This window comes from Clostridium intestinale DSM 6191, assembly GCF_900130055.1.
GTDB lineage: Bacteria > Bacillota > Clostridia > Clostridiales > Clostridiaceae > Clostridium_T > Clostridium_T intestinale.
Window position 1 is genome coordinate 232,133 of sequence record NZ_FQXU01000007.1, and the last position, 12,758, is coordinate 244,890.

Here is a 12,758-nt window from a genome sequence, read left to right on the forward strand (position 1 = left end):
TTCACCTAATCCTTATAGTAATTAGCTCTTATAAGCATATCACTTAAATCTATGACTTTGAGCATCTCTTCCTTCTCTTTCTCATCACCTATAAATTCTCTTGTTGATAACACTACAAAATCCTTTTTAGTATTAAGAAGGTTTCTTCCAATAGTTTTATCCGACTCCTTATCTAAGTTAACGCCAAACAGATATGCTACTGTAGGAAGTGTATCTACTTGTCCACCATTTACATGTAGTGTTTTTTTCTCAATATCTTTATTATATATTATTAAAGGAACTTTTCTATTATTGTCCCTCATCCAATCTTCTAATCCTGAGGTAGCTTTAACCTCATCATCATAAAATTTATGAACTCCTTCATGGTCCCCATATACAACAATAACAGTATCTTTTAAAATTCCCTTTTTATCTAAATCCTCTAGGAACTTACCAAAGTATTTGTCTGTATAATTAATACTTTGTAGGTATCCTCCTATTCTAGTATTGTTTAAATTGTCTGGAAGCTTTAATTCCTTATCTTTTTCTGGTAAAACTGTAAAAGGAGAATGACTTGTTAAAGTAACTGTGTAAGCTAAAAAAGGTGATTTTAAACTTCCAAGTTTATCCCCAAACTGCTTAAGATAACTTTGATCACTTATTCCAAGGTTTATTATCTCATCAACATTGTAATCCGTAGAGTCTATTGTTTTTTCGTATCCAATGGACTTAAGTGCAGGCATCCAGTTCCAATATGAACCTTTATCAGGATGAGAAGCTATTGTTTCATATCCCAATCCTTTAAACACATTAGGTAGTGAGTATTTATATTCATTACTAGGATATCTAAAAAATGTTGCACCTTCTCTTACAGGAAAAACAGAGGTATTAGTTATTAATTCTCCATCAGAACTCGTACCATTATAAGTTTGTTCATAGAAATTATCAAAGTACAAAGAATTATTAAGAAGTTTATTTAAGTTAGGAGTTACTTCTTGTCCATTTACTTTTTGCCCTATTACAAAATTCTCAAGAGACTCCCATTGAACTACTAATACATTTTTTCCTTTCATGACTCCATAATATTCATTGTCTTCTAGGTTTTCCTTTTTGTTTTGAAACCAGTTAGCTGCATTTTCTTTTTCTTCATTATTAAGTACATAAGGTTTCGATTCTTTATAATAATTATAAGAATCAAATATGTGATACCCAATTGGGGTTAAGTTAGACATAGTCTGATTAGGACTCCAACTTTTTGCGAAAATCATTTGATTTGTAAATCCTTTATCATATTTATCTATTTTTATATGTGCATAAATTAAATACACAATTGATAGTATAAATAAAGCTAAAAAACTATATGTATTTCTTTTAAACTTACTTTTTTTATCCTTAATTTTAAGTAGTATCATCACTGGGATATCTATTATAAATAGAATATCTACAGCTCTTACCATAGAAATTATAGATGACCCTAAATTATCTAAATTACTTGTCATCTTCATCATATGTAATGTCAGAAAAGATGCATTACTTCTAAAGTACCATAAGTCACCTATTACAAGGACTGTAAATAATATATTCAAGAACAGAAAACAAATATATTGCCCCTTACCCCTAAATAAAAATCCAAAGGATAAAAATAGTGCTATAAAACTAAAATATACTAAAATAGGTGGATAGGAATAAAAAATTCTCATAACATTAATTCCATTTGCTTTATCATCTGAAATCAATACTATAAATATAATTGATTTTACTAATACAGATATGAAAGATAATTTAAAATATCTATTTTCTTTTATATCCATCATCATTTCACTAGATAATTGACTTAAACTCTTCTTTTGATTTATATTTACATTTAACATTTCATCAGTCCCTCTTAGCGTTAGTATTCAGTTAATTATAGCACCATTTCCCCCTATTATTAATACAAATTTTCTTATATTATTCTTATTTTAATCTTAATACTTATTAATTTGACTAAATGTAGTTTATATGATAAATATTTAAGTATGATAGTCAAGGAGGACAGCTTATTGAAGATTTTTAAAAAATTCCACTTTAATTTAATACCCATTATTTTGATATCGATTTTAATGCTTAAACTGATTTTAAGTTGGGAAAGCTCACTTATTCCTTTTGGTAGCAAAATATTGTCTATGCTTTCACCTTTTTTTTGGGCTCTTGGATTAGCTTATTTTTTTAATCCATTAATGAAATTGATAGAAAGACGTTTTAATATTAAGAGAGTGCCTTCTCTTATAATTACATATATAATTGTAATTGGTGTAATAGCTTTAGGCGTAGTTATAATATTCCCTACAGTATTTAATAGTTTAGGAGACTTGTTTAGAAACCTTCCTGAGTATGCAGAAAATACTCAAGTTTGGCTTACAGATAAGATAAATGAATTTAATAAAGATTATTATTTAAATCCTCTAATTGTAGATAGACTAGAAGAGACATTAACTAAGAGTTTAAATGACATTAATGTATTTATTAACAGTTTACTTTCTTCTCTTTTTAGTTCAACAATTAAGTTTACTACTTCTTTTTTTAAATTTATTTTTGGGTTCATAATATCTATATATATACTTAAAGATAAGGAAAAACTGCTTAATATAAGTAAAAGAATCATATGTCGCTTATTCCCTGAACCTAAACAAGATGAAATACTTGAATTCCTTGGTGAAGCTAACTCAGTTTTTTCTGAATTTATCATAGGTAAATCAATAGATTCATTTATCATAGGTGTTTTATGTTATATTGGTTTAATTTTAATACATGCACCTTTTGCTTTACTTATATCGATCATAGTTGGTGTAACTAATATGATTCCTTACTTTGGACCATTTATAGGAATGATTCCGGCTTTTATTTTAACTTTTTTAGCGGACCCTATGAAAGCTTTTATAGTTTTGCTTTTCATATTTTTACTGCAACAATTTGATGGTTTTTATTTAGGACCTAAAATACTTAGCGAAAAGGTTGGTTTATCACCTCTTTTAGTAATTTTAGCAATTACAATAGGCGGTGGGTTATTTGGAGTTTTAGGAATGTTTTTAAGTGTACCTATCATGGCATTGATTAAAACTTATTCCTTGCATATTATTAACAATACCTCTCATAAAGAGAAAGAGCAGTAAAATTACTGCTCTTTTCTTATTATCTTTCTCATATCTCCAATCATGTACAAAGACCCACTTACAACAAGAATATCTTTTTTACCTAATTTATTATGCACGTATTTATAAGCTTCTTCATAGTTTTCTAAAGCAATAGTCTTTATTCCAAACCCATCTATCTTATCTTTCAAATCTAAAGCAAGTTCAGCTCTATCAGAATGAGGGGTTACAGCAACTACTTCAGTAGCTTCTAGACAAATTTCTTCAATCATCTCATCTACTTGTTTATCTGCCAAAATTCCTAATATTAATATCATTTTTTCATACTCAAAATATTTGTGTATATTTTGCTTAAGGGCTTTTATACCATCAATATTATGAGCTCCATCTATTATAACAAATGGATTCCTCTTAAGAATCTCCATTCTTCCAATCCATTTTACCTTCTTTATTCCTCTTAAGATATGCTCATCTGAAATATTTATATTAAAGTTATCTCTTAATACCTCTATTGTAGTTATAGCTGTATTACAATTAAATATTTGATGTTCACCAAGTAGAGGAAGCTCATATATCCTCTTTTTACTGCCTTCAACTCTTTCAAATATTTGATAACTTTCATGTTCTCCATGAACAAAATCCAATACCTTTACTTGCTCTTTTTGTGTGTAAATTATATTGGAGTTTTTTGTTTTAGCAATCTCCTCTATAACCTCTGTAACCAGATTCACTTGAGGATATAAAACTAAAGGAGTTTTTTCTTTTATTATCCCAGCTTTTTCTTTAGCAATATCTCTTATATCATTTCCTAGAATATTCATATGGTCATAACTTATAGAAGTAATTACTGATACTAAAGGGTTAATTACATTAGTTGAATCTAATCTTCCTCCAAGTCCTACTTCAATTACACCAAAATCAATCTTCTTATCACTAAAGTATTTAAACATCACACAGGTTATGATTTCAAACTCTGTAGGTGCATGAAATCCCTCTTCTATTACCTTTGGTATTATCTCTTTGACTTCCATTACAACTTTAACTAAATCTTCTTTAGATATATTTTCTCTATTAATTTGAATTCTTTCCTCAAACTCTTCTAAAAAAGGTGAAGTATACATACCAACTTTATATCCTGCTTCAATTAAAACACTAGCAATCATTGATGTAGTTGAACCTTTTCCATTAGTTCCTGCAACATGGATTAGTTTTAACTGTCTATGGGGATTTCCAAGAAGCTCTAATATACGCTCTGTTCTTTCCATCCCAAAATTCATTCCGAATTTACCTAAATCATGTATATACTTCATACATTCTTTATAATCCATTTTTCCCTCCAAAGTTTAAGCTTCCTTTAATACTTTTTCTTTTATAACTCTCATCACTCCATCTTCATCATTAGTTTTAGCTAAAAATCTGCTATGCTTTTTTACTCCTTCTGGTGCATTCATCATTGCATAACTGTGATATGCCTCTTGAAGCATTTCAACATCATTAAAATAATCTCCAAAAACCATAGTCTCATTTTTATCTATGTTTAATAGCTTTTGAATAACTTTTAAGGAATTACCTTTATTAGCATCTTTATTTATTAGATCAAGCCAATCTTCACCTGATACAGTAACTTTAAATTTCTCACCCCATAATGGGTTCATAACTTTATTAGAGTTTTCAGCAGCTCCAAGACTATCAAATAAACTAACTTTCATAAAGTCATCTTGAGCTTCAATTAAACTTTCTACAACTTCATATTTATGATAATATTTTTTAACCTCAGTTAAAAATCTCTCTTCAGTATTTTCAATATATGCACCGTTTTTACCGCAAAGTACAATATCAACTCCTGGTATTCCTCTTGAAGATTCAATTATTTTTATAACCTCTTCTTTTGAAATAATGGAAGAATATAATTCCTTGTTTTTATATACAACATAAGCTCCATTTTCAGCTAAAAATACCATATCATCTTTTATATTACTGAAAGTGTTTTTAAGAGTATAATATTGTCTTCCACTAGCAGCAACTAAAACTACTCCCTTATTTATAAGCTTATCTGCTACCTTATCAAAATCTTTTGGCAAGTTTCCTTTTGAGTTTAAAAGTGTACCATCCATATCACTTGCAATTAGTTTTATCATATTATATCTAAACCTCCATAAATTACTTCTTATATTACAACTTTTATTGCGTTTAACTTGTCCCCATTATTTTAACACATATAATTAAATGATGGAATGATTTAATCATCCCATCATTTACATACTATTCTAGTGCTTTTATTCTTGCTATAACTGATTCAAGCATTTCTTTATACTTTTCACCTTTAGCTTTTTCAGCTTCAACCACATCAGCTGGAGCTTTAGCTGTGAATCTTTCATTTGAAAGCTTTTTATCAACTCTGTCTATTTCACCTTCTAGTTTAGCTTTTTCTTTGTTTAGTCTATCTAGTTCCTTTTCTCTATCAACTAGATCAAGAAGTGGCATAAATAACTCCCCAACTTCAACAACTACAGAAACTGCATTTTCAGGAACTAAGGTTTTCTCTTCTATAAACTCAACTTCTGATGCAGAAGCTAACTTCTCCATATAAGAAATTCCATTTAAGAAAGCATCTTTAGCTTCTTTATTTATATATGCAATTACTTTAGCTTTTCTTGATGGTGGTACATTCATTTCTGCTCTAACATTTCTAAGAGACTTGATTGAATCTATTATATATCCCATTTCTTTTTCAGCTTTTGTATCATGTAACTCTTCTTCATACTCTGGCCAAGTTGAGATAGTTATTGATTCAAACTCGTCACAAAGATGAGTATATATCTCTTCAGTTATAAATGGCATAACTGGATGTAGAAGCTGAAGTCCAGTTGATAAAACTTTGTAGATTACACTATATGCAATTCCTTTAGCTTTTTCATCTTCTCCATAAAATACAGGTTTAACAAGTTCTATATACCAGTCGCAAAGTTCATTCCACATAAAGTCATAAACTTTTTGGAAAGCTATTGCAAGTTCAAACTTATCTAAGTTCTCGGTTGTTTCTTTAACTAAAGTAGTACATCTTGATAATATCCACTTATCAGCTAGTGAGTAGTCTTTTTCATCTTTGTACTTGTTCATTAACTCTTTATCTAAGTTCATCATTAAGAATCTTGAAGCATTCCAGATCTTGTTTGCAAAGTTTCTAGCAGCTTCAACTCTCTCTTGATAATATCTTATATCATTTCCTGGAGCATTTCCTGTAGCTAACATGAATCTTAAAGCATCTGCACCATAACTGTCTATTACATCAAGAGGATCTACACCATTCCCTAAGGACTTACTCATTTTCTTACCTTCAGAGTCCCTCATTATACCATGTATAAGTACATGTTCAAAAGGAGTTTCTCCCATGTTGTGAAGTCCAGAAAATATCATTCTAGCAACCCAGAAGAATATAATATCATATCCAGTAACTAAAACTGAGTTAGGATAAAAGTAGTTTAAGTCATCTGTCTTATCTGGCCAACCTAAAGTTGAGAAAGGCCAAAGTGCAGATGAGAACCAAGTGTCAAGCACATCATCTTCTTGTCTTATCTTAGTTGATGAACACTTAGTACAGCTCTCAGGTGCATCTTCCTTTACCATCATCTCTCCACAGTCTTCACAGTAGAATACAGGTATTCTATGTCCCCACCAAAGTTGTCTTGATATACACCAATCTTGAATGTTTTCCATCCAGTTGAAATAAGTCTTTTCAAATCTTTCTGGTATAAACTTAGTTTTCTTTTCTTTAACTACCTCTACAGCAGGCTTTGCTAAAGATTCCATCTTAACATACCATTGTTTTGATATTATAGGTTCTATTACAACTCCACATCTATCATGAGTTCCTACATTGTGAACATGAGGTTTTATCTTAACTAGAAGTCCTTCTGAGTCTAAGTCTTTAACTATAGCCTTTCTTGCTTCATATCTGTCAAGTCCAACATACTTTCCACCTAAAGAGTTTATAACTCCTCTGTCATCCATAACTCTGATTTCTTTAAGAGAATGTCTTTTACCAACTTCATAGTCATTTGGATCATGTGCTGGAGTTATCTTAACTGCACCTGTACCAAACTCTATATCAACATAGTCGTCAGCAACTACAGGTATTTCTCTATTAACTAGTGGAAGTATTAAAGTTTTACCTATTAAATGCTTAAATCTTTCATCGTTTGGATTTACAGCAACAGCAGTATCTCCTAAAAGAGTTTCAGGTCTAGTTGTTGCTATTTCTAAAAACTCATCTGAGTCTTTAACCGGATACTTAATGTGCCAGAAGCTTCCTTCTTGTTCTTTGTATTCAATCTCTGCATCAGATAAAGCAGTTTCACACTTAGGACACCAGTTAGTTATTCTATTTCCTTGGTAGATAAGTCCTTCATTGTACAACTTAACAAACACATGTCTAACAGCTTTGTTTAAGTTCTCATCCATAGTGAAAGCTTCTCTAGTAAAGTCTGCTGAAACCCCCATCTTTTTAAGTTGAGTTCTTATTCTTTCTCTGTACTCATCTGACCATTCCCAAACTTTCTCTAAGAATCCTTCTCTTCTAAGTTCTTTCTTAACTAGACCTTGTTTCAGAAGTTCATTCTCAACTTTAACTTCAGTTGCTATACTTGCATGGTCTTCACCAGGAACCCATAAAGTACAAAAACCTTGCATTCTTTTATATCTTATTAAAATGTCTTGAAGTGTATTATCTAAAGCATGCCCAAGATGAAGTTTACCAGTTATATTTGGTGGTGGCATTACTATAGTATAAGGCTTTTTGCTTTTATCAATCTCTGGGGTAAAGTATTTTTTCTCTTCCCATGTTTTATATATCTTTTCTTCAAATTCTTTTGGATTATAGGTTGTTGAAATATTATTTTCACTCATTTTTTCTTCCTCCTCTTAATTTAGGTACATTTCTTTTAAGCTAAAATATAGCTGTGCTTAAGTATTTTCTTTGCTTTCATCTTTTTGAACTTATATTTATCAATTTTATTCCCCAGGAAATATATGGAATAAAAAAAGAGCCTTCATCCTATAAAAGGACGAAGACTCGCGGTACCACCTTTATTTCTACAATCATAAAAGATTATAGACTCTCATTACTTTAACGACATAGCTGCCGACTTTACCTACTTAAACTTTCAGCAAAGCTGCTCAAAAGCTACCTTCAAAACATCCGATATAGAAAATCTCACAGCCTAAGGATTTTCTTCTCTTAATATCATTATTGTTTTTACTCCTCTTTTTCATTGCATTTGTATATCCATATGAAATTATAAGATATATTCATATATTATAGTATTAAATGTAAAATTGTCAAGAAATATTATACTTCTTTTTCAAGCCATAATACTTTTTTAGGTACTTCCTTTTGTTCTAGGTTCTTAAAGGCAACTGACATCATAAGTTTAATTCTATTTAACTGATTAACTTCTGATGCACCTGGATCATAATCTACTGCAACTATGTTTGAAAGAGGATATTTATGCTTTAATGCCTTAATCATACCTTTTCCTGTAACATGGTTAGGCAAGCAAGCAAAAGGCTGCATACAAATTATGTTGTTAACTCCACTTTCTATAAGTTCTATCATTTCTGCTGTTAAAAACCATCCTTCTCCTGTTTGGTTACCTAGAGAAAGTATTTGAGATGCCATATCTCCTAATTCTTTTATATGCTTAGGTGCATGGAATCTGTTACTTTCGTCTAAAGCCTTCTTCATTTCTTTTCTATATAACTCCATAAACCATATAGCAAGCATTGAAATATTTCTGCTCTTTTTGCTTGCAGATAAGAATTTATATTTAAAGTCTGCATCATAAGCTGAGTAGAAGAAGAAGTCTAGAAGATCAGGCATAACTGCTTCTCCACCTTCATTTTCAATAACACTTACTGCATCATTGTTTGCAGTTGGATGGAACTTAACTAAAATCTCACCGACTAGTCCAACTTTAGGTTTCTTTATATCTAAAAGTTCTAGTTCATCAAACTCTTTAATAATATTTCTTATATTCTTTTTATAAGCATTAAAACTTCCACTTCTAACATTTTCTTTAGCTATATTTCTCCACTTATCATAAAGTTCATTTGCACTTCCAACCTCTTTTTCATAAGGTCTTACTTTATATAAAACTCTCATAAATAAATCACCATAAACTAATGACATTAGTGCTTTATGAAGGAGTTTTGGTGTTATCTTAAATCCTGACTGTTTCTCAAGTCCAACAGCATTTAAAGATATAACTGGTATATTTTCAAAACCAGCTTCAATTAAAGCTTTTTTAAGGAATCCTATATAGTTTGTTGCTCTACATCCTCCACCTGTTTGAGAAATGATAACTGATGTATTATTTAAATCATACTCACCTGATTTTAAGGCATGTATTAGTTGTCCTATTACTATTATTGAAGGATAACAAGCGTCATTATTAACATATTTTAATCCCTCTTCTACAGCCATCTTATCAGTTGATGGTAAAACTACTAAGTTGTAGCCTGAAGAATTAAAAGCTTCCTGAACTAAATCAAAGTGAATAGGCGACATTTGAGGTGACAATATTGTATGAGTTTTTCTCATTTCCTTAGTAAACTCTTTAGACTTATACTCAATCTTTTGTTTTATAGGAACATAGTTATTTCTAACTCTTTCTTCCATTGCAGCAATTAAGCTTCTAATTCTAATTCTTATAGCACCTAAATTATTTCCTTCATCTATTTTTAAAACAGTATATATTTTCCCAGATGCACTTAATATCTCTTGAACCTGGTCAGTTGTAACTGCATCTAATCCACATCCAAAGGAGTTTAATTGAACTAACTCTAGGTTGTCTTTTTTAGATACATAAGTTGCAGCTCTATATAATCTTGAATGGTATGTCCATTGATCAACTATCTTAAGTGGTCTTTGAACCTCTGATAAATGAGCAACTGAATCTTCTGTTAAAACAGCCATTCCAAAGGATGCTATTATATTAGGTATTCCGTGGTTTATTTCAGGATCTATATGATATGGTCTTCCACTAAGTACTATACCCTTTTTACCTGTTTCTTCAAGATACTTTATTACTTCCTCACCTTTGTTTCTTATATCTAAAACGTAGTTTTCTTTTTCTCTCCAAGCTAAGTCTAGTGCCTTAGTACACTCTTCTTTACTAATACCAAGTTCTTTAAACTCATGGATAAGTCTAACTAATAACTTATCTTTATCATGAAGTGCAAAGAAAGGATTCATAAACTTAACATCTTGCTCCTTAATAACATCCATATTAGCTCTTATAGCTTCTGGATATGAAGTTACTATAGGACAATTATAGTGATTTCCCGCTGTAGGATCTTCTTTTACTTCATATGGAATACATGGATAGAAAATTGTTTTTACTCCTCTATTTATCAAAGCCATAATATGTCCATGAACAAGCTTAGCTGGATAACAAGCTGATTCAGATGGTATAGTTTCTATCCCCATTTCATATATAGCTTTTGAACTTCTAGGAGATAACTCAACTCTAAATCCTAACTCTGTTAAGAAAGTAAACCAAAATGGATAGTTTTCATATTGATTTAAAACTCTAGGTATTCCTATTATTCCTCTTTTAGCTTCTTCTTTCTTTAGTGGTATATATTTAAAAGTTCTTCTATATTTATAGTCATACAAATTAGGAACTTCTTCACTAGATACTCTACCTATAATAGGTCTTTCACATCTATTTCCTGATATAAAAGTTTCTCCATTTGAGAACTTATTTTTAGTTAACAAGCAGTTGTTTCCACAAAGTCCACACCTCTCAAGACTTGTATCAAAAGTAAAGCTTTCTAGTTCCTCTAAAGGTACTAAAGTAGACTCATAACCTTGTGTATATCTTTCTTTTGAGATTAATGCGGCTCCAAAAGCTCCCATAAGACCAGCAATATCAGGTCTTATTACTTCTCTTTCTGAAACAAGTTCAAAACTTCTAAGTACTGCATCATTATAGAAAGTTCCACCTTGAACTATTATCTTCTGTCCCATTTCCTCTTTTTTTCTTATTTTAATAACTTTAAATAAAGCATTTTTTATAACAGAATAGGAAAGTCCAGCAGATATATCACCTACTGTTGCACCTTCTTTTTGGGATTGCTTAACTCTTGAATTCATAAACACTGTACATCTTGAGCCTAAGTCCACAGGGCTTGATGAGTATAAAGCTTCTTTAGCAAAATCTTTAACTTCCATATTTAAAGAATTAGCAAAGGTTTCTATAAATGATCCACATCCTGAAGAACAAGCTTCATTTAATAATATACTGTCTATAACTCCATTTTTTATTCTTAGACATTTCATGTCTTGTCCACCAATGTCTAAGATAAAATCAACTCCTGGTAGAAAGTTATCAGCAGCTTTATAGTGAGCTATAGTTTCTATTTCTCCAATATCTATATGAAGGGCAGCTTTAATTAAACTCTCACCATATCCAGTTATAGTAGAATTAACTATCTTAGTTTCTTTAGGTATCTTACTGTATATTTCTTTTAATATACCTACTACAGTTAATAAAGGACTTCCTTCATTTGATCCATAATAGGAATAAAGTAATTCTCCTGATTCACCTATTAATGCAGCTTTAGTTGTTGTAGATCCTGCATCAATACCTAAATAGGTATTTCCTTTATATAAACTTAAATCCCCTCTTTTTGCTTTATTGCCCTCATGTCTATTTCTAAATTCTATTAATTCCTCATCATCCTTAAATAAAGGTCTTAAAGTTTCTATTTCTTTATCTTGGAACTTTGATAATTCTTTCACTTTATCAACTATATTTTTAAACAAAACGCTATTTTCACCTTTTGAAGCTAAAGCTGCTCCTAAAGCCACAAATAATTGTGGGTTTTCTGGGAATATGACATCTTCTTCTTTTAACTCTAAGGTTTCTATAAATCTTTGTCTTAATTCTGATAAGAAATAAAGTGGTCCTCCTAAGAAAGCAACCTTTCCTCTAATTGGTTTTCCACAAGCTAATCCACTTATAGTTTGAGTTACAACTGCTTGAAGTACAGAAGCTGCTATATCTTCTTTTTTAGCACCTTCATTTATAAGAGGTTGTACATCAGTTTTCGCAAAAACTCCACATCTAGATGCAATAGGATATATAGTTCCATAACTTTTAGCTAAATCATTTAATCCTGTAGCATCAGTTTTTAGTAGTGAGGCCATCTGATCTATAAATGCACCAGTACCACCTGCACAAGTTCCATTCATTCTTTGCTCTACTCCACCTTTGAAGTAAGTTATCTTAGCATCTTCTCCACCTAGTTCTATAGCTACATCTGTTTCCGGAACCATTTCCTCTATAGTTTTAGTACATGCTATAACTTCTTGTATAAAAGTAACATCTAGCCACTTTGAAACTGAAAGTCCACCAGAACCTGTAACATTAATTGTTATCTCAATATTTCCGAACTGTTTATAGGCTTCTCTAATAAGGCCAATAATTGTGCTTTTTATGTCAGAGAAGTGTCTCTTATATCTGCTATATACTATTTTATTTGCTGCATTTAAAATTACTAGTTTTACTGTAGTAGACCCTACATCCAACCCTAAATTATACATTTAATCGCTTCCTTTCAATAAAAATAAAAGCCTAATACTTA

Annotated in this window: 6 protein-coding genes and 1 other annotated feature; of the genes, 1 reads left to right on the plus strand and 5 read right to left on the minus strand. The window is 30.6% G+C overall.

The annotated features are described in order from the left end of the window. Positions 1 to 5 precede the first annotated feature (5 nt). The gene (locus BUA92_RS12105) at positions 6 to 1,850 is read right to left on the minus strand and encodes an LTA synthase family protein (protein ID WP_073019880.1); all 1,845 of its coding nucleotides are present in this window, start codon (positions 1,848 to 1,850) and stop codon (positions 6 to 8) included. 171 nt (positions 1,851 to 2,021) lie between these two features. On the opposite strand from BUA92_RS12105, the gene BUA92_RS12110 reads away from it, so the two are divergent. Then, complete coding sequence (locus BUA92_RS12110) at positions 2,022 to 3,131, plus strand: AI-2E family transporter (RefSeq protein ID WP_242950147.1); 1,110 nt, start codon at positions 2,022 to 2,024, stop codon at positions 3,129 to 3,131. Between the two features lie 2 nt (positions 3,132 to 3,133). On the opposite strand, the gene BUA92_RS12115 is transcribed toward BUA92_RS12110, so the two are convergent. From BUA92_RS12115 to BUA92_RS12130, 4 genes are all read right to left on the minus strand, one after another. Then, positions 3,134 to 4,438 (minus strand): bifunctional folylpolyglutamate synthase/dihydrofolate synthase, encoded by a 1,305-nt coding sequence (locus tag BUA92_RS12115; protein ID WP_073019881.1) that lies wholly within the window; start codon positions 4,436 to 4,438, stop codon positions 3,134 to 3,136. A 15-nt stretch (positions 4,439 to 4,453) separates the two neighbouring features. Next, positions 4,454 to 5,248 carry a Cof-type HAD-IIB family hydrolase gene (locus BUA92_RS12120; protein WP_073019883.1) on the minus strand — a complete coding sequence of 265 codons (795 nt, stop codon included), beginning with the start codon at positions 5,246 to 5,248 and terminating at the stop codon, positions 4,454 to 4,456. 124 nt (positions 5,249 to 5,372) lie between these two features. After that, positions 5,373 to 8,015, minus strand: a complete 2,643-nt coding sequence (locus BUA92_RS12125) for a valine--tRNA ligase (RefSeq protein WP_073019885.1) — start codon at positions 8,013 to 8,015, stop codon at positions 5,373 to 5,375. A 151-nt stretch (positions 8,016 to 8,166) separates the two neighbouring features. Further along, positions 8,167 to 8,390, minus strand: a binding site (T-box leader). Positions 8,391 to 8,457: 67 nt separating this feature from the next. Next, complete coding sequence (locus tag BUA92_RS12130) at positions 8,458 to 12,717, minus strand: 2-hydroxyacyl-CoA dehydratase (RefSeq protein WP_073019887.1); 4,260 nt, start codon at positions 12,715 to 12,717, stop codon at positions 8,458 to 8,460. Between the last annotated feature and the right edge of the window lie 41 nt (positions 12,718 to 12,758).

What these genes read in the sequence shown, in the direction of transcription:
- BUA92_RS12125 (WP_073019885.1), bottom strand. Translation starts at nt 8,015, where the DNA reads ATGAGTGAAAATAATATTTCAACAACCTATAATCCAAAAGAATTTGAA.
- BUA92_RS12105 (WP_073019880.1), bottom strand. Translation starts at nt 1,850, where the DNA reads ATGTTAAATGTAAATATAAATCAAAAGAAGAGTTTAAGTCAATTATCT.
- BUA92_RS12120 (WP_073019883.1), bottom strand. Translation starts at nt 5,248, where the DNA reads ATGATAAAACTAATTGCAAGTGATATGGATGGTACACTTTTAAACTCA.
- BUA92_RS12115 (WP_073019881.1), bottom strand. Translation starts at nt 4,438, where the DNA reads ATGGATTATAAAGAATGTATGAAGTATATACATGATTTAGGTAAATTC.
- BUA92_RS12130 (WP_073019887.1), bottom strand. Translation starts at nt 12,717, where the DNA reads ATGTATAATTTAGGGTTGGATGTAGGGTCTACTACAGTAAAACTAGTA.